Source organism: Myxosarcina sp. GI1(2024) (assembly GCF_053543375.1).
This window is the reverse complement of record NZ_JBKGTY010000010.1, coordinates 154,106-180,707: the sequence shown is the minus strand read 5'-3', so window position 1 is coordinate 180,707 and position 26,602 is coordinate 154,106. Positions and strand designations below refer to the sequence as shown.

The 26,602-nt window shown below is 41.1% G+C and carries 22 protein-coding genes; 9 read left to right on the top strand and 13 right to left on the bottom strand.

Annotated features, from left to right (window positions below; genetic code table 11):
* Positions 1 to 312: 312 nt before the first annotated feature.
* Complete coding sequence (gene clpB / locus ACLFKQ_RS26035) at positions 313 to 2,994, top strand: ATP-dependent chaperone ClpB (protein ID WP_449002580.1); 2,682 nt, start codon at positions 313 to 315, stop codon at positions 2,992 to 2,994.
* Between the two features lie 152 nt (positions 2,995 to 3,146).
* Here clpB and dapB read toward each other — a convergent pair whose 3' ends face one another.
* Positions 3,147 to 3,971, bottom strand: a complete 825-nt coding sequence (gene dapB / locus ACLFKQ_RS26030; RefSeq protein ID WP_449002585.1) for a 4-hydroxy-tetrahydrodipicolinate reductase — start codon at positions 3,969 to 3,971, stop codon at positions 3,147 to 3,149.
* A gap of 222 nt (positions 3,972 to 4,193) precedes the next feature.
* On the opposite strand from dapB, the gene ACLFKQ_RS26025 reads away from it, so the two are divergent.
* Positions 4,194 to 5,339 carry a hypothetical protein gene (locus ACLFKQ_RS26025; protein ID WP_449002579.1) on the top strand — a complete coding sequence of 382 codons (1,146 nt, stop codon included), beginning with the start codon at positions 4,194 to 4,196 and terminating at the stop codon, positions 5,337 to 5,339.
* Positions 5,340 to 5,469: 130 nt separating this feature from the next.
* On the opposite strand, the gene ACLFKQ_RS26020 is transcribed toward ACLFKQ_RS26025, so the two are convergent.
* The 9 genes from ACLFKQ_RS26020 to ACLFKQ_RS25980 all read right to left on the bottom strand — a co-directional run bounded on the left by ACLFKQ_RS26020 (position 5,470) and on the right by ACLFKQ_RS25980 (position 13,663).
* A complete protein-coding gene (locus ACLFKQ_RS26020) occupies positions 5,470 to 5,904 on the bottom strand; it encodes a CAAD domain-containing protein (protein WP_449002578.1) in 435 nt (144 codons plus the stop codon).
* A 406-nt stretch (positions 5,905 to 6,310) separates the two neighbouring features.
* The gene (locus ACLFKQ_RS26015) at positions 6,311 to 7,180 is read right to left on the bottom strand and encodes a 6-carboxytetrahydropterin synthase (RefSeq protein WP_449002577.1); all 870 of its coding nucleotides are present in this window, start codon (positions 7,178 to 7,180) and stop codon (positions 6,311 to 6,313) included.
* 173 nt (positions 7,181 to 7,353) lie between these two features.
* Complete coding sequence (locus tag ACLFKQ_RS26010) at positions 7,354 to 8,031, bottom strand: J domain-containing protein (protein WP_449002576.1); 678 nt, start codon at positions 8,029 to 8,031, stop codon at positions 7,354 to 7,356.
* Positions 8,032 to 8,039: 8 nt separating this feature from the next.
* Positions 8,040 to 9,008, bottom strand: a complete 969-nt coding sequence (cysK, locus tag ACLFKQ_RS26005) for a cysteine synthase A (RefSeq protein WP_449002575.1) — start codon at positions 9,006 to 9,008, stop codon at positions 8,040 to 8,042.
* 90 nt (positions 9,009 to 9,098) lie between these two features.
* Entirely contained in the window at positions 9,099 to 9,815 is a 717-nt protein-coding gene (locus ACLFKQ_RS26000; RefSeq protein ID WP_449002574.1) for a Crp/Fnr family transcriptional regulator, read from the bottom strand.
* Between the two features lie 410 nt (positions 9,816 to 10,225).
* Positions 10,226 to 10,912 (bottom strand): Crp/Fnr family transcriptional regulator, encoded by a 687-nt coding sequence (locus ACLFKQ_RS25995; RefSeq protein WP_449002573.1) that lies wholly within the window; start codon positions 10,910 to 10,912, stop codon positions 10,226 to 10,228.
* A gap of 88 nt (positions 10,913 to 11,000) precedes the next feature.
* A complete protein-coding gene (locus tag ACLFKQ_RS25990) occupies positions 11,001 to 11,393 on the bottom strand; it encodes a response regulator (protein WP_449002572.1) in 393 nt (130 codons plus the stop codon).
* A gap of 581 nt (positions 11,394 to 11,974) precedes the next feature.
* Entirely contained in the window at positions 11,975 to 13,369 is a 1,395-nt protein-coding gene (locus ACLFKQ_RS25985; protein ID WP_449002571.1) for a cobyrinate a,c-diamide synthase, read from the bottom strand.
* 162 nt (positions 13,370 to 13,531) lie between these two features.
* A complete protein-coding gene (locus ACLFKQ_RS25980; protein ID WP_449002570.1) occupies positions 13,532 to 13,663 on the bottom strand; it encodes a hypothetical protein in 132 nt (43 codons plus the stop codon).
* Between the two features lie 378 nt (positions 13,664 to 14,041).
* On the opposite strand from ACLFKQ_RS25980, the gene ACLFKQ_RS25975 reads away from it, so the two are divergent.
* From ACLFKQ_RS25975 to ACLFKQ_RS25965, 3 genes are all read left to right on the top strand, one after another.
* On the top strand, positions 14,042 to 14,506 hold the full coding sequence (locus tag ACLFKQ_RS25975; protein ID WP_449002569.1) for a CBS domain-containing protein: 465 nt from the start codon (positions 14,042 to 14,044) through the stop codon (positions 14,504 to 14,506).
* Positions 14,507 to 14,591: 85 nt separating this feature from the next.
* Positions 14,592 to 15,251: a phycobilisome degradation protein NblB gene (gene nblB / locus ACLFKQ_RS25970; RefSeq protein ID WP_449002568.1), complete on the top strand. Its 660-nt coding sequence runs from the start codon at positions 14,592 to 14,594 to the stop codon at positions 15,249 to 15,251.
* Between the two features lie 217 nt (positions 15,252 to 15,468).
* The gene (locus ACLFKQ_RS25965) at positions 15,469 to 16,602 is read left to right on the top strand and encodes a tetratricopeptide repeat protein (protein WP_449002567.1); all 1,134 of its coding nucleotides are present in this window, start codon (positions 15,469 to 15,471) and stop codon (positions 16,600 to 16,602) included.
* Positions 16,603 to 16,898: 296 nt separating this feature from the next.
* Here the strand turns inward: ACLFKQ_RS25965 and glnT are convergent, their stop codons facing one another.
* Positions 16,899 to 18,203 (bottom strand): type III glutamate--ammonia ligase, encoded by a 1,305-nt coding sequence (glnT, locus tag ACLFKQ_RS25960; protein ID WP_449002566.1) that lies wholly within the window; start codon positions 18,201 to 18,203, stop codon positions 16,899 to 16,901.
* Positions 18,204 to 18,434: 231 nt separating this feature from the next.
* Complete coding sequence (locus ACLFKQ_RS25955; RefSeq protein WP_449002565.1) at positions 18,435 to 19,763, bottom strand: hypothetical protein; 1,329 nt, start codon at positions 19,761 to 19,763, stop codon at positions 18,435 to 18,437.
* Positions 19,764 to 20,112: 349 nt separating this feature from the next.
* On the opposite strand from ACLFKQ_RS25955, the gene ACLFKQ_RS25950 reads away from it, so the two are divergent.
* Both ACLFKQ_RS25950 and ACLFKQ_RS25945 read left to right on the top strand, forming a co-directional pair.
* A complete protein-coding gene (locus ACLFKQ_RS25950) occupies positions 20,113 to 20,925 on the top strand; it encodes a nuclear transport factor 2 family protein (protein ID WP_449002564.1) in 813 nt (270 codons plus the stop codon).
* Positions 20,926 to 21,251: 326 nt separating this feature from the next.
* Positions 21,252 to 22,006, top strand: a protein-coding gene (locus ACLFKQ_RS25945) for an IS5 family transposase (protein ID WP_448998612.1) whose coding sequence is annotated in 2 segments (ribosomal slippage) — positions 21,252 to 21,572 and positions 21,575 to 22,006 — 753 coding nt in all. Because the reading frame shifts where the segments join, the coding sequence is not laid out codon by codon here.
* 336 nt (positions 22,007 to 22,342) lie between these two features.
* Here ACLFKQ_RS25945 and ACLFKQ_RS25940 read toward each other — a convergent pair.
* On the bottom strand, positions 22,343 to 22,810 hold the full coding sequence (locus tag ACLFKQ_RS25940) for a DNA phosphorothioation-associated protein 4 (protein WP_449002584.1): 468 nt from the start codon (positions 22,808 to 22,810) through the stop codon (positions 22,343 to 22,345).
* A 281-nt stretch (positions 22,811 to 23,091) separates the two neighbouring features.
* On the opposite strand from ACLFKQ_RS25940, the gene ACLFKQ_RS25935 reads away from it, so the two are divergent.
* The gene (locus ACLFKQ_RS25935; protein ID WP_449002563.1) at positions 23,092 to 23,412 is read left to right on the top strand and encodes an HTH domain-containing protein; all 321 of its coding nucleotides are present in this window, start codon (positions 23,092 to 23,094) and stop codon (positions 23,410 to 23,412) included.
* 144 nt (positions 23,413 to 23,556) lie between these two features.
* On the top strand, positions 23,557 to 26,580 hold the full coding sequence (sbcC, locus tag ACLFKQ_RS25930) for an exonuclease subunit SbcC (RefSeq protein WP_449002562.1): 3,024 nt from the start codon (positions 23,557 to 23,559) through the stop codon (positions 26,578 to 26,580).
* Positions 26,581 to 26,602: the final 22 nt, after the last annotated feature.

The window sequence follows — 26,602 nt, the reverse complement described above, 5'->3', positions numbered from 1 at the left end:
ACATTGTTCTTATCCTTCTCTTATTCCTCATGCTTGCACCTGAATCCTTACGTTTCGAGAACCTCTATCTCAACTAGCAAGCACTGAATTTTTCTTTACAGTCAGGTAGCTAGTTAAGCTAAATTGAAAGTACTACCTACTTTAGCTACTACAGTTTGGATGTGTGGAGAGAATATTAGCTGGCAAAGCTTAAGCCACAGAAACTTAAGAGTATTCAATTGTAAGCTAAATTTAACAGTACAATCTTGTCAGATTCCTAGATCGACGAGCGATATAAAAGACACTATATCAAGAACACTAAATTAATCCAGTATGCAGCCTACCGATTCAAGTAAATTTACCGACCAAGCTTGGGATGGAATTGTCAAATCGCAAGAAGTAGCCAAACTGTTTCAAAATCAGAATTTAGAGGTAGAACATTTAATTTTGGCATTGTTAGAACAGCAAGGATTGGCAAAGACAATTTTAGATAAAGCCACCATCGATCCCTTTCGTCTCAAACAGCAGTTAGAAGTTTTTACTCATCGCCAGCCTAAAACTGGAGCTACCCAACTCTATCTCGGTCAAGGATTGGATACTCTGTTAGATCGTGCTGAAGCCTGTCGGGAAAGTTGGCAAGATAAATTTATCTCGGTAGAACATATTTTAATGGGATTTGCTGAAGACAATCGCATCGGCAAGCGAACTCTACGCACTTTTAATTTAGACCCCCAGGATTTAGAGAAAGTAATTAAATCGGTACGGGGAACCCAGAAAGTAACCAAGCAAAACCAAGAAGAACAGTATCAGGCATTAGAAAAATACGGCATTGACCTCACCGAAGCTGCTAAATCAGGCAAATTAGATCCCACGATTGGTAGAGATGAAGAAATTCGCCGCGTCATTCAGGTTCTCTCCCGTCGGTCGAAAAATAACCCCGTGTTGATTGGCGAACCAGGAGTCGGCAAAACTGCGATCGCCGAAGGTTTGGCACAGAGAATTGTCAACAGCGATGTTCCCGAATCCCTCAAAAATCGCCAGTTAATTTCTTTGGATATGGGTAGCCTGATTGCGGGAGCTAAATATCGCGGCGAATTTGAAGAGAGACTGCGAGCAGTATTAAAAGAAGTAACCGAATCGAGCGGACAAATCGTCTTATTTATCGATGAAGTGCATACGGTAGTGGGTACCGGTTCGCGAGAAGGGGCGATGGATGCAGGTAACCTGCTCAAACCCATGTTGGCGCGAGGAGAATTGCGTTGCATTGGTGCCACCACCCTAGATGAATATCGCAAGCACATTGAAAAAGACCCCGCTTTAGAAAGACGTTTTCAACAGGTTTATGTCAAACAGCCTACGGTAGAAGATACCATTTCAATTTTACGGGGACTCAAAGAAAGATATGAGGTTCATCACGGTGTCACCATTACCGACTCGGCATTAGTGGCAGCAGCAACCCTATCCCATCGCTATATTACCGATCGCTTTTTACCAGACAAGGCGATCGACCTAGTAGACGAAGCTGCAGCGAAACTGAAGATGGAAATTACTTCTAAACCTACAGAATTAGAAGACATCGATCGCCGCATCATGCAGCTAGAAATGGAAAAAGTTTCGTTAAAAGGAGAAGGTCAAACTCAGCGTCCTGGTTTTAATACGATCGATCGCGCCGCTAAACAAAGATTGGAAAAAATTCAGGCAGAAATTGACGACCTAAAAAGCAAACAAGAGGGATTGGCATCTCAATGGCGAGCGGAAAAAGAACTGCTCGATTCAATCAATGCTCTTAAAGAACGAGAAGAACAGTTAAGATTGCAGGTAGAACAAGCACAAAGAGACGGCGATCTGACTAAGGCTGGGGAGTTACAGTACGGTAAATTGCCAGTTTTACAGCGCGATTTAGAAGCCAAAGAAATCCAATTACTCGATATTCAATCTCAGGGTAAAACCTTACTGAGAGAACAGGTAAGTGAAAGCGATATTGCTGAAATCGTCGCCAACTGGACGGGAATACCTGTAAATCGCCTTTTAGAGTCAGAAAAGAAAAAGCTGCTACAGCTAGAAGGACATCTCCACCAGCGAGTTATCGGACAGCAAGAACCCGTAACTGCTGTGGCTGCTGCAATTCGCCGCGCCAGAGCGGGAATGAAAGACCCCAACCGACCGATTGGTTCGTTTTTGTTCATGGGACCGACTGGAGTTGGCAAAACCGAACTGGCGAGAGCTTTGGCGGCATTGTTGTTTGATAGCGAAGATGCCATGGTGCGGATCGATATGTCCGAATATATGGAAAAACATGCCGTATCTCGTTTAGTAGGTGCGCCTCCTGGATATGTCGGTTATGAGGAGGGAGGACAGCTATCGGAGGCAGTACGCCGTCGTCCCTATTGCGTAGTGCTGTTAGATGAAGTAGAAAAGGCACACAAAGATGTATTTAATATACTCCTCCAGGTTCTCGACGATGGCAGAATTACCGATTCTCAGGGTAGAGTGGTAGACTTCCGTAACGCAATTATCGTTATGACTAGTAATGTTGGTAGCGAACATATCCTTAACTTTACCGGAGATGACGATTGCCAGTACGAACAGATTCACAAGCGAGTAACTCAGGCTTTGAGAAATCACTTCCGACCCGAATTTCTCAACCGCATCGACGATCTGATCATTTTCCACAGTCTCAAACGAGAAGAGTTACGCCAAATCGTTGGAATTCAGATTAAGCAAATCGAGAAGCTACTCGAAGAACAAAAAATCGCGATCGAACTTTCTACTGCCGCACGAGACTACATCGTTGAAGTAGGCTACGATCCTGCTTACGGTGCGCGTCCTCTCAAACGAGCGATTCAACGAGAACTGCAAAACCCTATTGCCACTAAAATTCTAGAAAATACCTTTACCAGAGGAGATACAATTTTAGTCGATCGCGCTGGAGACAGTTTGACTTTTGCCAAGAAAGTCGCCACCGAGTCTAAAGCGACATTAAACTTAGTTCCAACTCAAACGGGTAGTAAGTAGTTAACCCTATAGGTTTGAACTCAAGCAAGCAGTAATTGCTCTATTCCTACAGCAATGTCGGGAAAAGCAAAAGGTTTTACATTTCCCGAAGTAAACACTTGTCATTCCCAATACAGCCCGGGAGCGAGATCTGAAAGCACGAGTAACTATAACTATAGTATTTTTTCCAAACCATAAACTAAAGAAGTAAGTTCGGTAACTTTGCGAATTGCCAGTAAAACTCCGGGCATATAGCAGGAGCGATCGCTGGTATCGTGTCGCAGAGTATAAGTTTGTCCAGTCGCGCCAAAAATTACTTCTTGATGGGCAATTAAACCTGGTAAACGAATACTGTGAATGGGAATATTGCCCTCGCCATTACCGCCTCTAGCTCCCGAAATAGTTTCTTTGGACTGTACCTTTGGTGGATTAAAGTTTTTGCCCATTTCTGCCAACATTTGTGCGGTTTTAATCGCCGTACCGCTCGGTGCATCTGCTTTGCGATCGTGATGCAGTTCGATAATTTCTACATGCTCAAAATATTGAGAAGCAGTAATAGCAGCCTGTTGCAGTAAAACCATGCCAATGGAAAAATTAGGAATGATTAACGCTCCGGTGGTGGCTTTTTCAGCAAATTCAGCCAAATCTTTAATTTCTTTATCGCTCAAACCCGTCGTTCCTACTACCGGACGAACTCCATAGGCGATCGCACTACGAGTATTGTCATAAACACTATCAGGATGGGTAAAATCTACCATTACTCCCTGAACTTTTTCCTGAGTGGCTAAAACCAGAACACTTTGCAGATCGTTAAGTACGGGAACCTCTAAGGCACCGCAACCGATGATTTCGCCAATATCCTCACCGAGATGAGCGGGATTTGTATCGATCGCTCCTACTAGTATCATGTCTTCGGCTTGAGCTACGGTTTTAACTGTCTCGCGTCCCATTTTCCCCAAGGCACCGTTTACTACTACTGGAATTGGCGATCGTGTCATTTGCTGCATATCCTCAACAAGTTCTCAGAAGAATTTTAGATCGAATTGTCGGACTAACAATTTTTGGAGGGAACAAAATTTTGACGAATTTACAGTGTCTTTATAAATACCTGCTAGATTTAACGCTCTATTTGGGTATTTTGAGTTTATGGACTCGTCTGTACATCTATAGTCATCAATTATTTAGCTACTAATTATAATTGTCTCTTAAAAATTTGCTCCATGAATCACTTTAATGACCTATCTGACCGCGATCGAACTGATGAACTTGCTGAATGCATGGCTAATTGCAAACAAATTTTCAGACTCATCGATGGGGTTTTGCCTTTGGAATTATGTCTTCACCATGAAATTTTGCCAATGGAGTTAAATAGCGATCGTCTAACCATAGGAATGGTAAATCTGGAAGATAAGGACGCACTCAATTTTATTCGCCCAATTATTAACTCTTTTGGCTATACTCTCAATCCCAAATTAATCGATTCACAGACTCATCAGCAAATTTTGGTAAATTATCTCAAAAAACCTAATTCTGCCGAACTTCCTGACGAACCCCGTCACTCCAATTACGCTCCAACGGTTATTGGCAGACCAGACGAACTGCCAGAACTTCCCGACGAACCTCTCTCTTCTGACTTGGTTAATAAATCTGTAGAGCGGACCGAAAAACCTGTTTTTGACCGCTCAATGACTCTAACCGAGATTCCTCCAGACTTTAATTTGGCTGAGATGAGCGAGCCAGCGACAAACACTACAAAATCTACACACCAAACTAAATCCGCTACAGTAGATTCCACCGCAAAGATTGCCAACGAATCAGCTACGGATTCGTCAAATCCGTTTCCTGACGCAACACCTCATCAGGTTTGGCAAAAGCTCTACAATCAGCTTCTCGATGGGGAAATCGATCGACTTTGTTTGAGAAGTAACCACAATCTTTGTAAAATTACTGGCAGTCGTCTTGACACGATCGAATTGGCTTGGGAAAGAATCGAGCCTGCGGTTTTTACCGCCATAGTTAACAAAATTAAAGCTTTACTCAAGCTACCTCCAGTTCCTTTGAAACAGCCCAAAAAAGTTGCCTTAGAGAAACTGCGAGATCGAGAACGGGTATTGCTGCGTATTGAGTTGACACCCAGTCATCAAGGTGAAGAAATTATATTTACAGCCATGCGAGGTAAAACCTTGCAGTCTCATAAGCAAAAGCAGATAGATCAAATGGGCGAACAGGCTTTGTTTTTGGCTCTTAAATTAGAAAATATTCTTAAAAAGTTGCGACTGAGTTCGGCTCATGGAGAACCTAAAAATCTAGCCGCCTTAAAAACTGCATTGGCAGAAATCGAGAGTCAGTTAGAGCTAATGAACTAATAAAAATAAAATAGTCCCCATGAATTAAATATGAGGACAAAAAATCTTTAAACTATTAAGTTTAAGCAAAATAGAGAGGCTGTCACTCTAAGATAGCCTGGTGCTATTTTTTCATCATTTATGCCAAAAACTACGAATTGGAAGAATCTCGTCCTAAAACTTGGCTCTTGAGCGACTGAAACTCTTGTCCTAATTCTTGGCGAGAGTCTTCTTTTAAGAGATAGCGATAGACAAACCAACCGGTGTATCCTAAACCTACTAGCTTAAACAAAGGAGACAATAAGGGGATACCGTCAACTGCGCCTAAAATCGCTAAAACTATTTTGATCGTGACTAATGCTGCAATGAATAAGACGATATACAACAGTGGTTTCGTGTTAGCGGAAACGAAGTTGCCTATATCATCTGGAAGTTTGTTTAAGAAATCTAGAATTGGTGCCAAAGCTTCTTGCACCTGTTGACCTGCGGCAGTTTTACTAGGTGTAGTAGTTAACTTACCTGGAGATTCGCCACTAAAGTCGGCTGGATTTGGGGTCTCTGTTACTTGTGGGGTTTGAGATTCCATATTTATGCACTCCTGTCATCTAAATTAGTATTAATTGGAGATTACTCCATTTTGGGACTTAATAAACACTTGAATTAAATTCGAGCATCGACCATTTTTAACATAGCAGAGCTTTTTTTTACCAACAGTCAGAGGAGAGCGGGTCGCCTGAGGTCTCTCCAGGCACTGGGCGTACAAGCTCTGGAGGTTTCCTCCAGAGTCAGCCCCTTGTTTATGCCGCCCGTCAGGTTGCGGAGCTATCTTGCGCAGTAATCTCTGACTGTCGATCCAGTACTAGCTCAGTTTACTATTCGAGGGAACTTTTGCTCATATTATCAAATACTTATAGAACTTACGCAGTCAAATCCAAGCTATATTAAAATTCATCATCGAGCGCCAAGGAATGCTTCATTCTCAGCTGGAGCTTTTATCGAGACATTACTGGTTCTCGTTCGGTTTCTGCAGCAGCATTGTCTGCTAATTGGCGACAGTCAATTTCGCAAGAGTTGTTGGGACTTTCGATTAATTTAATTTTATCTAATTCCACACCTAGTTGTTCGATCGGCGATCGCAACAATTGGGCGATCCGAAGGGCAATATTTTCTGCTGTCGGTACCACTTCAGCAAAGTAGGCAATATCTTTGTTCAAAAAAGTATGATCGAATGGTTCGACGATATGTTCGTCGAGCGCCTGTTGCAGAGCGACTAAATCTACTATCATGCCTGTACGAGAATGGATTTCACCCCTAACCGTAACTTCTAAATGATAGTTATGTCCGTGACCGTTGGGACGGGCGCACTTGCCATAGATTTCGGTATTTTCTGCCAGGCTCAGGCTGGGTAATGCCAAACGATGAGCGGCACTAAAATGAGTTTTGACTGTGAGTGATGCTTCCATATCTTTTCCTTGATAATCAGCCCAAAGTTCGGGATGCTCGAATAGTTTGATGTTGGTTAAAGGTAAATGGGGTGCTAGTCTTTGCCAAATGATTCTGGCAATATTTTCAGTAGTAGGTAAAGTTTGCTGAAATTCCTGCCAAGTATCATTGAGATAGGCATAATTTAGCTGGCTGGTAACTTCCTGTTTAATTACTTGTTTGACATGAGACAAATTTTGCACCATGCCATAGTCGTCTAATTTTCCTGTTAAGGATACATAGAGAAGATAGTTATGTCCGTGACCTGGAAAACGGCTGCAAGCACCAAAACAACGCTGGTTTTCAACTGCATCTAATTCTGGCAACCAGTAGCGGTGACTGGCGGAAAACTGAGCGCGACGATTAATGGTACATTCCATAAATCTAAATCTTGAGTTGATGTTAAAAAATGTAAATTTAAGTAAACGAGATTGTTTCTAGGATAACTAATTTCATACCGCTATTTGAGCAATACTCAATCGCAGCGCTGGATTTTACATCCAGCGACCGATTGAGTAGGGTAAAGTAATCTGTCAGCGATCTTCAAGCATAATTAATTAATTTCATCCCGAGCGCGATCGCGCAGCTTACTGGCAATTCTAAAGATCTCCTGTCCCATATGTAAGCTGTGGTAGTCATAGTTAAACGTAAACCACTCTAGTTCTTTGATGCCGTCTCCAATTCGATCGAGACAATAGTAGATATGAACGGCTACGCCAGCTAATTGGGATGGATTTGGCTGAGACTCTAGAGTTTGTCGGGCTAATTGTAGATTACTGCGACAGGTTTCTAAATAAGCAATAAAGTTCTCCATCAATTCATCATCGAAAGGGTCGGCAGCTAATTCGTCAATTTCTGCCCCTAGAGATTGGAGGATCTCCAAAGCCAGGCGATCGATCGGAAAATAAATTTGTTCTAACCAGAGTTGATAATTGAAGTCACTAGCTTGCTGGGCTTGCCGATAGCGACGATATTGCTGATGCGCTCTTGCACTTCTTTGCTGACGATGAGAAGAATCATCGACTGAGTTCAGCTGTAGCTGGCGATCGTAAATTCGCCGATTTTGAATATTTCCTAAGACTTCATAAGCGGCGTTAAGAGCGACAATTTTATCGCAGTTAGCTTCGGTTTGACTATCGGGATGAAACCGCTTTGCCAAACGTCGATAAGCCTGCTTGATTTCTTGCTGGCTGGCTCGCGCACTGACTTGAAGAGTTTGATAGTGATTCACGGATAGCACTAATGATGATTGTTAGTTACGACAGTAGGTATTTCTAAATCTTGGAACAGGGGAGTACTTAAATAGCGTTCGCCAAAACTCGGCTGGATCGTGACGATTAGTTTGCCGCGATTTTCCGGTCTGCGAGCGAGTTTTATTGATGCTGCTAAAGCCGCACCTGTAGAAATTCCCGATAAAATGCCCTCTTCACGGGCTAAACGACGACCTAGGGCGATCGCTTCATCGTCAGTAACTGCTATAATTTCGTCGATTAATTCTACTAGTAAAACTTGGGGAATAAAACCCGCACCGATCCCCTGAATTTTATGGGAACCTGGCTTACCCCCAGACAACACCGAACTAGTAAAGGGTTCGACGGCGATCGCTTTAAATTCGGGCTTATATTTTTTTAACACCTGAGCGACTCCCGTAATCGTTCCTCCCGTGCCGACTCCCGCTACCATCATATCGACTTTACCGTCGGTATCTGCCCAAATCTCTTCAGCAGTAGTGCGTCTGTGGATCTCTGGGTTGGCGGGGTTATTAAACTGTTGCAAAATGTAAGCATTGGGAGTGGTTTGCTGTATTTCTTGCGCTCGTCGAATACAGCCGCTTATCCCTTCATGTCCTGGGGTTAATTCTAATTGTGCCCCGTAGGCTTTTAACATTGCCCGTCTTTCCTGGCTCATAGTTTCGGGCATAGTTAAAATTAGATTGTAACCTTTGGCAGCGGCTGCCATGGCTAGAGCGATCCCCGTATTGCCAGAAGTGGGTTCGACTAATACAGTTCGGTCGGGACTAATTTTACCTTCTGCTTCGGCAGCATTAATCATATTGACCCCAATGCGGTCTTTAACTGAGGCGGAGGGATTCATTCCTTCTAACTTGACTAAAATTTCTGCTACGCAGCCTTCAGCTTGAGGAATGCGGTTGAGTCTGACCAGGGGGGTTCTGCCGATTAGTTTGGTAATATCATTAGCGATTCGCATAGTCTCTAAAAATAGCTTGAGTTATCTATTATGCTATCAAGATCGTCACCCAGCTATTTCTATTTTTAAAATCTCTCGATTGATGAATATTCAAAATTTCAGCAGGCAATCGAACTCACTAGCAATTAGCTGATAACATTCACAGGTACTAGCTTCTAGTTGTTTGGAAGAGATGATTTTTATCCAGCCTCGTGTATATTGAATAATGCCCGATTGTTGATAACCAATAGCAATATTTGTTATTCCAGCACGCCGCACCCCTAGCATCTGAGAAATAAACTCTTGAGTTAAGTTAAATTCATCTTTTTGGATGCTGTCTCGTACCATTAACAGCCAACGAGCAAATCGCTTTTCGATAGTATGGTGGCGATTACAAGCAGCAGTTTGTCCCAGTTGGATGATTCGAGCTTGAACGTAGCGCATTAACAGACGCTTTAATTCTCCTTGACGGTGTATTTCTTTTTGGAGCTTATGGGCAGCAATTCTATATCCATCTCCGCCTACCTGAACTACGGCAGTAGAGTTGGTATAACCCGTTTCTAAAATAATTGGTATTCCTACCATACTCTCATTACCAATGACTCCAATTTCTGTAGTCGAGCCATTTTCCATAATCGCTACAGTAGAAACAATTGAGTGCGAGGGAAAGTAAGCATAATCATAGTTGTCCCCCGCATGATAGAGAATTTGATGTTGGGCAAGCTTCACTGGTTGCAAATGAGGCGCAAGACGTTGATATGCCTGTTGCGGTAAAGCGGCTAATAGCCGATTGACTGGGTTAGACGAATCTGATTGTGAAACTGACAATTTATTATTTAAATCTCAAATTTAACTACACACTCAGCCCGAATTGAGACAAGTAAGACAAGTTCTTTAAAATTCAACCGAACTCTATCTAAAGTAGTATTGATTATACTTAGATTACTGTCCACTAGCGGACATTGAATCAACAAACTCAACATTTTGAAGCTGTGGCAACTATCGGTCAAATTAGATACATCTTGTAAACGAGAGGCAATTCTTGACTTTTTACGGTATCTTTGGAGGAGAGAAGGAATCAGGAGTCAGGAGACAGGAGAATATCTGCGTTGCTCAATTCTTGCTGCATAGGAATCTAGTAGTTTACTTACTTCTTCTAAACACAGCATCAGTTCTCTACTATCACCATATTTAAGGTCTGTAGATGCGGTTTAATCGGTCTGCATACTGCAGTAACTCTAGAGAAGAGGCTTGATTTTGACAATTTGATAACACTCACAAGCAATTGCTTCGAGGGCTTCGCGGTCTAGAATCTTAATCTTACCTCTTTGATAGTCAATGATTCCCTGCCGCTGAATTTCTTTGGCGATTTCCGATACTCCGGTACGACGTACCCCCAACATCCGAGAGATTAATTGCTGGGTTATTACAAGCGTGTTACTATTAGTGCGATCGTCGAGCATCAGCAACCAGCGAGCGGTTCGCTGTTTGACTGTATGATGGTTGTTACAGGCAGCACATTGACTTACCTGATTGAATAATTGCAGGGCGTAGCCCAGCAGTATTTTTTGTAGCAATTTGCTTCGATTGAATTCTTCTTGCAGCGCCTCCACATCTATTTGCATTGCCGCCCCTTTAATCTGTACCATGGCACAACTATTAGATACTCCATCTCCCAGAAATTGTGGTGTCCCTACCATTCCTTCTTTTCCGACGAGACCAATCTCTGTAGACGAGCCATCCTGCATCGTTGAGATTAAAGACACCACTCCTCTGGTTGGAAAATATAGCGATCTAATCTTTTGATTGGGTTCTAATAGTATTTCATTCAGGGAAAGTCGTACGGGTTTGAGGCGGCTGCCAAACCGTTGATATTCTTGTTGGGTTAATGCTGATAATATTTGATTGTTTTTTGGTTGGTTCAATATAAAGGAAACTTTCTTTTCCTACTGAATTAAATTCTAATTTAATCCTGTTACTAGCGACCTTCTTACAAAAATTTCTAAATTAAGTTCAGTTACTGCGGACCATAGAACTTTCATACACTCTATTTATCCGATTTGATAATTCCAGAATGTCGAAAGGCTTAGTAATTACTTCTACATTTTCTGTAATTCGCGATTTAACTATTTCCTCGATCCCAACCATAGCTGTGATAAACATAATCGGAATCGAACTGGTAGTTGGATCGGATTTGAGTGACTGATAGACATTTAGTCCATCTATTTCCGGCATTGCTATATCCAGTAAAATTAGCTCTGGTGTTTCCGCTCTTGCCTTGGCAATACCTTCTTTGCCACTTGAAGCCGTGAAAATTTGCCAGTCGGTATCACTTTCTAAAATAAATTTGACCAGTGCGACCGTATCATCGTCATCATCTATCAGTAAAAGGCTATGAGAAATCATTGGTGATTCACTGCTGTGTGGATTAATTTGAATTAAACTCCTTTGTCGATTCAATCGACCGCAATTTTATATAATTAATTTCTCATATTTTTTCTGCTAGAACTATACGGTAGCCTACATAAGCCTAAGAAATGGAACGTTTGATTAAAATACTTTAACTTTTGTAATTTTTCCCAATTGTTAAGGTAACAAGGTAACTTTTTCTGCCGATCTAGCTCATACGCACTCATACGCAATACAGCAGCAAGATTACCTCCATTTTCCTTGAAGCAGAATGAAATTTCCAAAAAACTATCCGCTCTCACAAATTGATAGTTGAGCCAACAGAAAACTGTTAATTCGTCTATCGGGTCGTGAGAGCGGTCTAGGGGATCTCTTAGTTGAAACCTAACTGCCGGAAGGAACTCCAACAGATAGCAGTTGAATTTCTTCCTGAGAAGAAAAAACAATCGCCTGCTAGAGAGCGGCTCCGGCGCACAGCCGGCTAACTTCAACTAGGAGACCCATGTTACTACTACTATCTATCATGGGCATCACCTCCTATATCCCTAAACGGTGTTTCGATAATTACTTATCTCTAGTTAATATAACTGAGTTTGATAATTTCGACAATATTCAATAAATTTTTGGGGGAGAAATTTAAATTCGCCAAAATGCAGATGTAAATATGAGGCGTGGAGTCGGGCGATTTGCCAGCCTTCTGTAGTGCGACTTCGATCGGTATTAAAGTTTTCTAACTGCCATAGAGGTTTTTCGGGAACTTGGGTTAGCTGGGAGTGATGAAATTCATGTCCGCGTATGGTTTGTCTGGCGCAAATTAAAAGATTATCCTGCATCGCTGTTGCCTGACGATAGCCGAGAGTTAGTTGTTTGGGTTTCATGACTGCCGTAGTGGGGACTACTCCCACCAACGATCGCTCTTGACCTTCAACATCGATTAGGCGATCGCATAAATACATCAAACCACCACATTCTGCATAGGTGGGAATGCCTGCTAAAATTAGCTGTCGCAGTTGTTGTAAAATTAAGTGATTGGCAGCTAATTCGGCGGCGAATACTTCGGGAAAACCACCACCAAAATAAAATCCATGAATACCTTGAGGTACTTTTGAATCGGATAGGGGACTCCAAAAAATTAGTTCCGCACCACTATCTTTCAAGATATCGAAATTGTCTTGATAGTAGAAATTAAAAGCGCGATCACGAGCTATAGCGATTTTTACTGGGTCTGAGGTTATCGTAGTAACCATGGGTGTGTTTTTCAGATTGAAAGCAGGCTGGGGTTTGAGAAGCGGGTAAAGTTTATCCCAGTTGAAGCATGTTTGGGCGAGGGCTGCGAGTCGAGCAAAAATAGTTGTTAACTGGGGTAGTTCTTCGCTGGGAATTAAGCCCAGATGTCTATTTGGTATGGTAACTACTTGGTTACGGCGCAATACTCCGAGTATTGGCATATTGATAGTATTGAGAGCTTCTTGAAGTAATTCGAGGTGGCGATCGCTACCGACGCGATTGAGAATGACTCCTGCAATTTTGACTTGGCGATCGAGATTGGCATAGCCGGAGGCGATGGCGGCGATGGAACTCGAAATACGAGAACAGTCCAAAACTAAGAGAACGGGTAGGTTTAATAATCTGGCAATATGAGCGGTACTGGCATAATCGTGCAGAGATGAATCGCGAATTTCCCCTATAGAGCGAATACCGTCGAATAAACCCATCACTCCTTCAACTACGACCCAATCGGCATTTTGAGCATGGCGGGCAAAACAAGATTTAACGTAAGCCTCGGAAGTTAATACGGGGTCTAGGTTTCGACAGGGGAGTCCCGTTACCGCAGCGTGAAACATTGGATCGATGTAATCGGGTCCTACTTTAAATGATTGCACTTTATGAGTTCGGGCTAAAAAAGACAAGATCGCTAAGGTAGCTGTAGTTTTCCCAGTTCCAGAGCGATCGCCTGCTATAACTAATGCCATGTTTGTGAAACTCGAACTTGGAAATGTTAAATTCGATTTTAGCTTTAGCTATATGCTATTAATCTTTTAATTCAAGCAAAAACAAAATCACTAGCTTCAATCTCTTCAATACCCCGTAAAATTGCTAAATCTGGATCTAAGGCATTAACTATGGTATCACCATCATCTTTTATCTACTCCCAATTCAAAGTCGGTAATAGTGTTAACCTTTTCAGGTAACTCTGCCGTAACCATGCAAAAACTATCTCGACCAACACTACTAGTCAGAACATCTTTACCTCTACTAGCAAACAAGCTTTCATCTCCCTTATCGCCAAAAGCACGATCGCTCTGAACCTATATCGTCGTAGTCAACAATGCGATTGCGGATCTAGAAGAAGCTCCGTATTTTTGAAAAGGGAACTCTAACAATCGACAATCATCTCACGATATGGAACGAGCCTGAAGTTTACAGCCGACAGTAATTGCTGTTTTTTCTCGCTCGATTGAGTGTCAATAGCTACCAGAGAGGTGCGGAGTATAGGGCAAAGCTTTCTTTAAATTAGATATGATTTATGATTTGAACCTAGTTGCTAATTTTAATAACGGTTTGTTTTTAGTAAGGCTCGATCGCGCTACATTGGTTAAACCGATAATAAAACGCAAAAATTAGAATTATTTGATACCTAGAGCATGAATAAAACTGTCGCTGATGTGATGACATCCGACCCGATCGTTGTCAAACCTCAAACCTCACTACAAGAAGCAATTCAAATTCTGGCAGAAAAGAAGGTTACTGGTTTGCCAGTAGTGGACGATCGAGGCAAGCTGGTGGGAATAATTTCAGAATCCGATTTGATGTGGCAAGAAACGGGAGTAGAACCTCCGCCTTATGTAATGTTTCTCGATAGCGTGATTTACTTGCAAAACCCCGCTCGCTACAACAAAGAGATTCATAAAGCACTGGGGCAAACTGTAGGGGAAGTAATGAACGAAAATCCCATCACGATTACTCCAGAGCGCTCGGTAAGAGAAGCGGCTCGAATTATGCACGAAAAAAAAGTGCGCCGTTTGCCTGTCGTGGATAAAGCATCTCGACTAGTTTTAGGAATGATTACTCAAAGCGACGTAATTCGCATGATGTCTTTGGAAGAGTAGTTAAATATCGAGCAAATCTAATCTGTCTTAGTAAGTAGTATTGACAATCGATTTTTAATTTGCAATCGGATAGAAATTTTAAACCATGAGCATTAGTCCAGAATCCATCAAAGAGTTATTAAATTCAGAAAATTTTGGCGAGCGAATTCGAGGTTTGAATCAGTTGCGACAAATCGATCCAAATGTCGCTTTTGAGATGATTCAGCCGATGATAACCGACAAAAATACTCGCGTGCGCTATGCCGCAGTCAGTCAGTTAGATACGTTAGGTAAAAATCACCGCTCGACTGCCTTAGAATTATTGCGCGATCGCTTGCATAACGATCCAGAACCAGATGTTCAAGCGGCGGCGGCGGATGCTATCGGTGGTTTGAAGTTGGTTGAGGCTTTTGACGATTTAGCAAATATGTACCACCAGACTTCAGAATGGCTAATTCAATTTAGTATTGTGGCTGCTTTAGGAGAGATGGGAGATAGTCGGGGTTTCGAGCTGTTAGAAGAAGCTTTAAAATCAGACAATAATTTATTACAAACCGCAGCCATTGGTTCTTTAGGAGAATTGGGTGATGTTCGTGCCGTCCCTTTACTAATACCTTTTGCCGATAATGACGATTGGCAAATACGCTATCGTTTGGTTCAGGCTTTAGGCAGATTGGGAGGAGAAGAAGCTCATGCTACTATCGCCAAGCTGAAGGAAGACGAAGTAGAACAGGTAGCTTTAGAAGCCCAAAATAATCTCAATTAAAAATCTACGAACGAGAATAATCGACATCTTCTTAGTTTTCCCGAACGGTTTCTGCCTCTCAAGGCTGTTTGAGTTAGAATATTGCGCTGTGATTGAAAATTTATTTAGTAATATTTATTGTCAAGCCCGAGGCATAATTTACATAATTTGGCATGGGAAAAATTACCGTCAGTTTCTCAACTACAATGCCAAGTGAAAAGAGTGTAGCTAATTTACCGTGGTAAAATCAAACCTTTTGCAATCTTGTTGGTTATTATTGAGTGTCATCGCCCTGATTCAAATTGAAGGAGCGAGTGCCAGAGAGCCTCTAATTTTATCGTCTAGCAAAAATGAGCCGTCTACCATTATCGTTCAGGCTAACGAATCAGAGTTAAACGAGCTATTGCTTCAGGGAAAGGAATATGTCGAAGCCAAAGACTACGATCGCGCTTTGGCGATTTACGAACGGGCGGCAACTTTAGATGCTAATAATGCGCAAATTTTCTCGGGAATTGGCTATTTACAAGCTCAGAAACAAAATTATCAATTAGCGATCGCTGCTTATAAGAAAGCGATCGCTCTCGAACCCGACAATGCCGAACTTTACTACGCTTTGGGCTACAGCTTTGGTAATGCGGGAAAAAATGTTCGAGCCGCCCAAGCTTATCAACGAGCCATCGCTCTCGAGCCAGAAAATGTTCAAAACTATATCGGTTTGGGTATAGTGCAGTTAAGAGAACAACAATACGATCGTGCCCTAGACACCTATTATCGCATTCTCTCTCTAGCTCCCGATAATCGAGAAGCATATCAAGTTATTTCCACAATTTTAATCGAGCGGCAACGTTATTCTGAAGCTATAAATCTCTTACAAAAGGCGATCGCCCAAAATCAGCAGTTTGACGAGCTGAGGCTAGAGTTAGCAAAGGCTTTATTAGACCGGGGTGACACCGCACGAGGTTTACAGACTCTACAAGTAGCAAAAAAATTAAATCCTCAGAACTCTACTCTCTATCTCAAAACTGGAGAAGTTTTACTACAGCAAGGGGATTTAGATGCTGCTCTAGCAGAATACAAACAGGCTTCTATTTTAGAGCCGGATTCGGTCGTAGCTCAAGAAGGAATTAGCAATATTTATTTGGCACGGCAAGACTATTTACGAGCAGTTGTTGCCTATCGGCGTTTGACGGAAATTGCTCCAAAAAACCCTGCTGGCTATTATGGTTTGGGTATGGCTTTAAAAGCTAGAAATCGAAATAATGAAGCGATCGCATCCCTCAATCGAGCTTTAGAATTGTACCAAGAAGTTGAAAATACCGAACAAGCCGAACGAGTCGCTCTGTTAATTGAAGAACTGGAAAACGATAATTAAACTCTAAAAATCCCTATCATCTCTACGCATTGGTTGGACTTCTGAGTTGGGAAATCTGGCTGAGGATTTCTTAAAGCTTTTCCTGTTGACTTCTCTCAGTATATGCAAGCTTTGAATAGACGAGATTGTTTAATCGCTCAGGGCGAGATTTGGAGTTTCTAGCAATTGCTCGCGAAATCGAGCGAATGATTGATGGTTTTAACCAGCCCCCAGGTTATTAAGCCCTCTATCTTTAATACTCATACTTCAGCAGAATTAGAAAAGGTGATTAAAACTATCTTCCCCTACTTACTACTTCAACAGTCTAAGGTGCGATCCAATTCCCAAGAAGTAATCTGATTACTGTATTCTTTCCACTGTTGATATTTAAGCTTTAAATAGGAAGCCATAAAGGATGCACCAAGAGCTTCTGAAAAGACTGTATTGCCTTCCAAACAGCGCAGTGCATCTAGCAGGTTACTAGGAAGTCGTTTGAGATGGTTTGAAGATGAAGGTTCGGTGTAGCTATTATTATCCGAGCGATCGCCTGGATTTATTTGACGCTCTATACCATCTAGTCCCGCAGCAATAATAGCGGCGGGGAGAAGATAGGGATTTGCCGCACCATCTGCCAGTCGCAATTCAAAGCGTCCTGGCTCGGGAATGCGAATAGTATGGGTACGATTGTTACCACTGTAGCTAATAGTATTGGGCGACCAGGTAGCTCCCGATCGGGTTACTGGTGAATTAATCCGCTTATAGGAATTAACGCAGGGATTGGCAAAAGCGCATAAAGCTGAAGCTGAATTGAGCACTCCAGCGATAAATTGATAGGCTAAAGTAGAAAGCCCCAATTCTCCTCGTGAATCTAAAAATAAGTTGTTATTGCCCGAACTATCCCAGATAGAAATATGGATATGACAACCGTTGCCTGTGAGATTGGCAAAAGGCTTAGGCATAAAGGAGGCACGAAATCCGTGTTTTTCGGCAATGGTTTTGACCATGTATTTAAAAAAGGCATGGCGGTCTGCCGTAACCAGAGCATTATCATATGTCCAGTTCATTTCAAACTGTCCGTTAGCATCTTCGTGATCGTTTTGATAGGGTTGCCAGCCTAATAACGACATAGCATCACAAATTTCGCTAACCACATCAAAGCGACGCATCAGTGCCTGTTGATCGTAACAGGGTTTAGTAGCGCGATCGCGACTGTCGGAAATTTCGCCGCCATCGGCAGATAAGAGAAAATATTCGCATTCTACTCCGGTTTTGATTAGATATCCTCGTTCTGCGGCTCGTTCTAGTACTCGCTTTAATACTAGCCTGGGTGTTTGTGCTAGAGGTTTTCCATCTGTGCCATATAAATCCGCTGCCATCCAAGCCACTTCGGTTTGCCAAGGTAATTGAAATAAACTGTCGCGGTCTGGTATTGCCAGAACATCGGGGTCGGCAGGAGACAGATCTAACCAGGCAGCAAAGCCGGCAAATCCCGCACCATTGTCTGCCATTTCATCGATGCTGCGAGCGGGTACGAGTTTAGCTCTCGCTACGCCAAATAAATCTGTAAAGGAAATCAAAAAATAACGAATTTCGCGCTCGTGGGCAAGTTGAGATAAGAGCATTTTAATTAGCAATACTTTTAAATAATTAATCCATACTAAAAGTGGAATCCTGTAGTTATTTGTAGCTATAAATACTGTTTGAAGCGTTACTCGGAATTCTAATTCCGATAATTACCCTTATCGGAATTAGAAGTTTTTAGCTTTCCACAGAGGTTCGAACCATAGCACTCACTATTATGAAGCCAGAAACACCGTAACAGAGCGATCGCAGTATTGATAGAAAATTATTATTTATTGAGCTAGCTGCAACTTAATATTAGTATCGTCGGATAGAGCAGATACTTCTTCATAAATTAACTTGAGAGATAAATTGGGCATTAATCCGATTGAGGTAGAGGCGATCGCACCATTTCCCTGAGAACCAATGCCATAACCTAAATCCAATTTCCATCGATATTCATTGTTCTCGAGATTCAGTTTAGAATGTAAACTACCTCCCCAAACGGTAAGAGTTTCTCGTTCTCCCCCTGACTGCCGAGTTTCATATTTAAAAAAGAGCGAGCAGCCAAAATTATTAGGTAATGAGTCTAATATATTCAAATCAATTTCCGATTGAGATTTGAGTCTATTAGCGGCGTGAATTAATCGTAAGCTACCTAGTTGAGAATCGAGGCGCCAATTCCAATTCTGGTTATTCTCGAGTTCTGCTCTAGCAAATAAAGAAAAGAATTGGCTTTTTACCGCTACTTTTAATCCCGCACTTAAAGATTCTTGTAGGCTATTTCCTTTTGCTGTTAGACTCAAACCAGAAAGCATCGCCCAATTTAAATCAAATTTTTGTTCCTCTCGTTCGTGATAGTAATTAATTACAAAATCATTTGAAGGTTTAAAACGAAGATGAGAATGAACTTCTAATCCGCGATCTCCTGTTAACAACGAGACAGTAGTACGTAAAGGAAGAAAATTACTTTGATAAGTAAATTGACTAAAACTTTGCAATAAATCTTCGTAAACAAAACCAATGCCAAAGGTGAGAGCATCTGACAAACTTTGATGATAGGTAACTCCACCTCTAAAATCTTCAAATTTTCCTAAAAAATTATTAGAATGATTATTAACTGAATTTCGCTCTCCGCCGCCAGAAATAGTCAATACAGCTTTCCTTGGAGTTAACAGGGGAGCTTCATTAGTGTAATTAAGTTGAGTTAAGTTTAGTTGCTTCTTAACCCGATTTTCTCTCAAATACTCGACAGTAGTTACACCCCAATATCTCCGATTTTGACTAGACCAAAAAGTGTTTTGAAAACCAAGAATTAAATCTTCTTTTTCATACTGATAGGTAAAAGGCTGTTGATTTAATCTTAAGTTCCAGTCGCTAATCGTAATTAAATTGAAGCTGTCAAAATCTACGGCTTGCAACTTATCAATCGAAATAATCTGATAGATATTGACAGCAGGAAAAAAAGTCGGTAATTTATCGTAGGTAAGCAGATTGGCTGAAACAGCAGCATCTGACGCTCTTGACGGTTTCTCTAGTTGAGAATCAGCTAAGGCAGGATAATTAGCAAAAGAACCACAAAAAAAAATAGCGATCAGTAGATTTGCTACAATGGGTTTCATTCATTTTAATTATTTAGGCGTGTGCAAGAGACAATAATTGGTGTTCGATCTTTTTGTCGAAAAAAACCACACCGTAAATTTTCTGCGGTTTGGTAGTAAAAAAGATTTAAGTTATAAACTTGCCAGATATTTATGTAATTGGCGCTCGAATTACTTTCAGACCAATAAATTACTTAATTTACTTACTATTTTATTGTGAGAGTTTTAAAAATGCCAATATTAAAGATTGAATAAAGATTAAATCTGATAAATTGAAGATTTAGTGAAGTGTTTGTGCTAAATTGTTGAGAAAAATTAAGTTCACCACGAACTATTTTGTACTGTACTTATTTTAATAAAAACGAAATCTATGAAAATTTTAGCTGCGTGTAAAAATCTAACTTTTAGATGTAGCCTGTCCCTTGGTTTTCTGCTTAGCTTGGGTATTTTGGGCGGTTTTACTAACTTAGTCCGGGCGCAAACTGCTGAAAATATACCGGAAGAGCTACAAACAGTTATTGCCGAAATACAAGCAGCCGCTAATAGCCAAGATCTCCCAGAGGTCATGCAGTACTATAGTCCCGAATACAGTAATACCGATGGCTTAACTCGTAATTCTCTTTCTCAAGCTTTAAGGGAAATGTGGAAGGACTATCCCCGTATTCGTTATTCTACGACCATAGAATCTTGGGAAGATAATGGTGATGAGCTAGTAGCCGAAACCATAACTAACATTAGCGGAATTCAAAACAACCAGGGAAGAGAACTCCGTCTCGAGTCTACTGTGCGATCGCGCCAGTATTTTCAAGACAATAAATTAATCCGTCAAGAAATTTTATCAGAACGAACTAAATTGACTTCAGGACAAAATCCGCCGCAAGTTGAAGTTTACGTTCCCGAAGTTGTAGAGTCGGGCGAGAGATACAATTTTGATGTTGTCGTTACCGAACCTCTCGGAGAAGATGTACTTTTGGGTGCAGTTGAGGAAGAAAGAACGGGAAGCGATCGCTATCTTAACCCTACTAGTTTAGAATTACAGCCTCTGCCAGCAGGAGGAATTTATAAGTTAGTCACTGCACCATTACTTCCAGATAATAATTGGCTATCTGCTATTTTGGTGCGTGGTGATGGTATTACTATGGTTACTCGCCGAGTTAGAGTAAAAAAGCGTGCTACGGAGTAATTACATCGTAGCTTTCGCTGGCTAGGCTAGTCGATAACTGGCTTTTCAATAATTTAATAACCTCAAGTCTCAAAGATTAAACCTAGGTCACTTGAGGCTTTTTTTTGGAATTTGTGTCAAAATTAAAAATATGATATAAATTAGCTTGTTTAAGCTACTAGAGAAAGCGATCGCCAGGAGAGAGAAAAAATCTGTACGGTCGATCGATCGACAAGCGGCACGACTAAATTAATCTATAAACTGCAGCAATGTTTAGGTTCTGTTGACGTAAAGAGGCAAAGATGAGAAAGTACCTGAAGTTGCTGATTTTAGTCAAAAAATTCTTCATGAAATCTCGTGTTAAGTTGGACGATTCTGCTTGGCAGCAAATTTTCGTTGTTCTGAGCCACCAACAAGACATCCGTATCAAAGACCCCAAAGCTTGTCGTCGTTTTCTGAATGCGGTTCTCTGGATTACTCGCACAGGTGCTCAATGGCGTGAATTACCCAAACGTTTTGGCAACTGGAACAGCCTCTACAAACGATATCGGCGTTGGTGTCAGAAGGGAGTTTGGCATCGTCTCTTGCAAGAAATGTCCCACTCTGCTGACTTAGAAAGTTTAATTCCCGATAGCACCATGATTCGTGCTCATCCCTGTGCAGCAGGAGCAAAAGGGGGTCAGAAAAACACTCTTTAGGAGGTTCTTGTGGCGGATTTAGTACCAAGTTACATGCTGTGGTAGATGCGTTGGGCAATCCGCTGCGGTTGCTTCTGACTCCAGGGCAAACCGCCGATATCAGTCAAGGAGAGGCATTGGTGGCTGGTTATCGAGCTCAACAGGTAATTGCCGATAAAGGCTATGATTGTGATGCTTTTGTGGTCTTGATTGAGGAAACTGGTGCTCAAGGCGTGATTCCGCCTCGTTCTGGTCGCCTCAACCCTAGAGATTACGATTCACATCTGTACAAGGAGCGACATCTAGTTGAGTGCTTTTTTAACAAACTTAAATACTATCGTCGCGTTTTCAGCCGTTTTGACAAAACTGACGAATGTTATTTGGGATTTGCCGAATTTGCTTCGGCTTTAATTTGGTTGCGTTAATTGTGTCAACAGAACCTAATGTATCAAAATTAAAAATATGACACATTTTTTTTAAAGAAGCGATTTTTCACAGAGGTTCTACAGAATGTTAGCTAAGTTTTCGTCTACAGCTGGTAAAGGTTTCACCATCTAAATTTATCCTCACTCGTGACTCGAACTTTTCACCACACATCGTATCCGTACACGATTGCTGTTGAATGACAATGAGTATATTATGCGCCTAGGGTTCTCATCGGACTTGCCTGTGGTTAATTTAAGTGGCTCAAAAATGTACCGTAATTGATAAGATTTAAAGTAACCAAGAATGAAACTATAGTTTTTAGAGCGAGCGACATTTTATAAAAACCGACTCAAGTCAAACTCTTCGTCAGTAGTTTCTACTTTAAATCTCTCTCCATTGAGAATCAGTAACAGTCTTTCGGTATAATCTACCGCACCCCGTAACTCCTCTCTTAATTTTTCCAGTCCACCATTAGCATACTCTTCAAAGATCGCGATTCTTTGGGCTTCTGCTATTAAATCGTGAGTTCCAATAATGTTTAAATCTTGAGTTTCGGCGATCGCCAGTAGTTTAATTAAACTTTCGTAACCACGAGAGATAAATACTTCTAAGCTAATGGGTGCGGGTTCGTTATGGGATACTTCTTTAATAGGTACGCGATATTGATGCTTTGCTCCTAAGCTAGCAGCAAACGCCACCACATCAGCGTAGGTTTGAAATGGTGCGGTAGAACCTTTAGCATCGATAAGATTTCGTACCAATTCGGCTTTATCTTTGGCTATTTTGATTCTGGGTAATGCCATGATTGAAATTCCCATTATTTATCTATAGCTTAACTCCTGATTTAATGTGTCATAAATTTAAATATGACACAAATGAAAATAAACAGCATTCTGAAACTATTGTTGTCCTTAAGAAAAATGCTTATGAAGTAACGCGGGGATAAAAGAGCTCGAGAATTAAACCGCTTTCAGATAGAAAACTGGAGTTTCAGCTAAATCTCTTTAACCTAGAACTAGAAAAATTAAAAAATAGAGTTTTCAAAGTAGATGTAGTTTATTTTAGCGATCGCATCTTTAATGATTTGGATGACGCCAAAGATCTTTGTGCCATAATTAAACTTCTGACACAAAAAGTAGCAAAGATGTTAATCGACGGCAAAAAATATACCTATAAGCAACTGATCGCAGAGACGGGTTTATCGAGAAGCACTCTACATAGAAGAATTAAAGTTCTTAAAGAATCAGGAGTTCCTCTAACTATAGGTGCGATCGTGCGTTTTCCTACCACTTGGGCTTTTTACGATCGACAAGGAAATTTTTATTCGTCCAAAATAGATTACTCGGTACAAAAAAGTATTCCCTACTATAAAATGTTCCAAAATTCAAAGTCTGACACAAAATAGAGGCTGCAAATACTATCTAGCAATTGTAAATTTTTATAAACTATATAGCTAAAAAGCGGAAAACCTAATAAACACGGCAATAAACTAGAAAACAGGTCAAATATACTTATAAACCTCGATCTCGTTCGAGAAATTGCCTAAAGCATGATTCCGCTGCAGCTTACCCTAAAAAACTTTTTAAGTTATCGTAATGCAACCTTGAACTTTCGAGGATTGCATACTGCTTGTATTTGTGGTGCCAATGGCGCGGGAAAATCGTCCCTATTAGAAGCAATTACCTGGACGATTTGGGGAAAAAGTCGTGCTGCAACCGAAGATGACGTTATTCATGGTGGAGAAAACAACGTCCGCGTCGATTTTGAATTTATTTATAACGATCGCAGCTACAAAATTATTCGCTCCCGTCCGCGGGGGAAAAGTAGTTCTTTAGAATTTCAGGTAGCAAGCGAGTCTGGTAGATTTCGTTCTCTTACTGCCAAAGGACTAAAAGCAACCCAAGATGAAATTAATGCCTGCTTGAAATTAGACTACGATACTTTTACCAACTCAGCTTATCTGCGTCAGGGAAGAGCGGACGAATTTATGTTGCGTCGCCCAAACGAACGCAAGCAAATCTTAGCAGATTTACTAAAATTAGACCGTTACGAGCAATTATCCACTCAAGCTAAAGAAATTGCCAGAGATTATAAAGTTAAAATCGACCAACTCAAGCAAAGTCTAGCTCCCTTAGCAATAGAGTTGGAAAAAAGGCAAACAATTGAAGCTCAACTAGAAGGAGTAAAACAGCAGTTAACTCAGCTACAGCAACTACAAGAAGGCGATCGCACTCGCCTACAGCAACTACAGGTATTAGAATATCAACGGCAAAATTGGGAACAACAAATCAGTATTCAACAGAAACAATATCAAAATTTGGTCAGAGACTGCGATCGCGCCACTAGGGATATTGCCGACTTACAAACTAAACTAGAGCAACTAGCTAGCTTAATCGAGGAAGAACCAGAAATTATTAGCGGCTACGAACGTCTGCTTAGCTGGCAAACAGCAGAAACAGATTTATCGGCAAAATTAGATGCACATCAACAAGCACAGCAGCAAAAACAACAGTTAGAAAGACAATTAGTCCAGGAGAAAAATGAGCTCAACCTGCAGCTCGGCCAGATTCAAACTCGCTTAGAAACTATCCAACAACAGGAAGTAGAAATCCAAAAAACTATATCGCAGGCGGCAGAAGTAGCAGAAGCAGTAGCCAAGCTAGATAAATACCGTCAAAAACTGCAAGAATTAGACAAAATTCAACAATATGTCTCACCACTTTTGCAACAAAGAAACAGTTTGCAGACCAAAATAGAAAGAGAAGAAGCTCGACTTTACGAACGCTTAGAACGGTTGCAAACCTCAGCCAAACAGCTCGCCTCAGACATTCAAAAAGTACCGGAAAAACGCGATCGCCTGTTGACAGTAGATGCTCGTATTGAAGATTTAGATAAGAAAAAAGTCTATCAAAAACGAGTTGAAGAAAAAGGCAATGAAAGAAAAGAATTTCGTTTAAAACTACAGGAAAACCACCGTTTATACGAACGGCAAAAACACGAACTCCAGCAAAAATTAGAAATGCTGGCAATTCCCGATGCAGCTTGCCCTTTGTGCCAACAAGAACTAGACCAACACCATCGCGATCGCGTCATCGATAAAACCCGCAAACAGCAACGAGAAATCGAAGAACAAATGTGGGTAATTCGAGAACAATTAACCACCAGCGATCGAGAATTACAGCTACTGCGCCAAGAATATCAACAGATATCTCGGGAAATAATCGATTATGACTCTTTGCAACAACAATTAGGACAACTCGAAGCGCAGTTAGAAGCAACCGAAGAAATATACGATCGTTTACAAGCTACTCAAGAAGAAAAAGATAGATTAGAAAATTCTCTACGAAACGGCAATTATGCAGTCAAGTTTCAATCAGAAATTAAACAATTAGATACTAAGATTCAGCAATTAAATTATGACGAGCAGACTCATGCCTTAATTAGAGGAGAAGTAAATAACCTTAGATGGGCAGAGATTAAACAGGCAAAAATCGAAGATGCCCGCTCGCGTCAAGGAAAATTAAATCGACAAAAACCACAGCTACTACAAGAAATTACCGATTTACAAAAGAAATTAGAACGCTTAGCTATCGATTCGGAAATTCAACAACAGATCGATAGTGTAGAACGACAAATACAAACATTAGGTTACGATCGCACCACTCATCAAAATATTTTAAAATCATTACGTCAGGCACAAACTTGGCAACTCAAATATCGAGAATTAGAGCAAGCCAAACGAGAATATCCTCAATTACAGTCAAAACTGCAAGAATTAGATCGATTGTTAGACTTACGCCTACAAGATAAAGCTAACACTAAGCAGCAGTTAGATAATTACATCGCTCAAAAAAACCAAATAGAAGATTATCGTAACGATATTCAAAATCTCGATCGCACGATCTATCAACGCCGTCAGGAATTAGACGAACTAATTTCTCAAAGAGGTAGTCTCCAGCAATCTCTCGCTCAAATCGATCGCTTGGCAACTCAATATGAAGAAGGGGAAAAGCAATTAACCGAATATAAAAAACAGTATCGGATCCATCAAGAATTGACCCAAGCCTTCGGTAAAAATGGCATTCAAGCTCTGACAATTGAAAATGTCTTGCCGCAGCTCGAAGCAGAAGCCAATCAAATTTTAGCCAGACTGACGGGAAATCAATTTCACATTCAGTTTCTTACCCAAAAAGCTAGTAAAAATCGTTCCAAGAAAAAAACCAAATTGATCGATACCTTAGATATTTTAATTGCCGATGCCGGAGGAACTCGCCCTTATGAAACCTACTCTGGAGGGGAAGCTTTTCGAATTAATTTTTCCGTTAGATTGGCATTAGCCAAACTTCTAGCTCAAAGAGCGGGAACAGCCTTACAAATGTTAATTGTCGATGAAGGTTTCGGTACCCAAGATGCCGAAGGTTGCGAACGTTTAGTGGCTGCCATTAACGCGATCGCCTCGGATTTTGCCTGCATTCTTACCGTTACCCATATGCCTCAATTTAAAGAAGCATTTCAAACCAGAATCGAAGTTTACAAAGGCGATCGCGGCTCTCAATTACAAGTATCTAACTAAGCTAGGTTCGAATTAAGCAGAT

Bases quoted from the DNA above. Each gene is read 5' to 3' on its own strand.
- ACLFKQ_RS25940 (WP_449002584.1), bottom strand. From the start codon at position 22,810: ATGGCATTACCCAGAATCAAAATAGCCAAAGATAAAGCCGAATTGGTA.
- dapB (WP_449002585.1), bottom strand. From the start codon at position 3,971: ATGACACGATCGCCAATTCCAGTAGTAGTAAACGGTGCCTTGGGGAAA.
- ACLFKQ_RS25985 (WP_449002571.1), bottom strand. From the start codon at position 13,369: ATGGCATTAGTTATAGCAGGCGATCGCTCTGGAACTGGGAAAACTACA.
- ACLFKQ_RS26025 (WP_449002579.1), top strand. From the start codon at position 4,194: ATGAATCACTTTAATGACCTATCTGACCGCGATCGAACTGATGAACTT.
- ACLFKQ_RS25990 (WP_449002572.1), bottom strand. From the start codon at position 11,393: ATGATTTCTCATAGCCTTTTACTGATAGATGATGACGATGATACGGTC.
- ACLFKQ_RS25955 (WP_449002565.1), bottom strand. From the start codon at position 19,763: ATGAAACCCATTGTAGCAAATCTACTGATCGCTATTTTTTTTTGTGGT.
- glnT (WP_449002566.1), bottom strand. From the start codon at position 18,203: ATGCTCTTATCTCAACTTGCCCACGAGCGCGAAATTCGTTATTTTTTG.
- ACLFKQ_RS26015 (WP_449002577.1), bottom strand. From the start codon at position 7,180: ATGGAATGTACCATTAATCGTCGCGCTCAGTTTTCCGCCAGTCACCGC.
- cysK (WP_449002575.1), bottom strand. From the start codon at position 9,008: ATGCGAATCGCTAATGATATTACCAAACTAATCGGCAGAACCCCCCTG.
- ACLFKQ_RS26020 (WP_449002578.1), bottom strand. From the start codon at position 5,904: ATGGAATCTCAAACCCCACAAGTAACAGAGACCCCAAATCCAGCCGAC.
- ACLFKQ_RS25950 (WP_449002564.1), top strand. From the start codon at position 20,113: ATGAAAATTTTAGCTGCGTGTAAAAATCTAACTTTTAGATGTAGCCTG.
- nblB (WP_449002568.1), top strand. From the start codon at position 14,592: ATGAGCATTAGTCCAGAATCCATCAAAGAGTTATTAAATTCAGAAAAT.
- ACLFKQ_RS25975 (WP_449002569.1), top strand. From the start codon at position 14,042: ATGAATAAAACTGTCGCTGATGTGATGACATCCGACCCGATCGTTGTC.
- clpB (WP_449002580.1), top strand. From the start codon at position 313: ATGCAGCCTACCGATTCAAGTAAATTTACCGACCAAGCTTGGGATGGA.
- sbcC (WP_449002562.1), top strand. From the start codon at position 23,557: ATGATTCCGCTGCAGCTTACCCTAAAAAACTTTTTAAGTTATCGTAAT.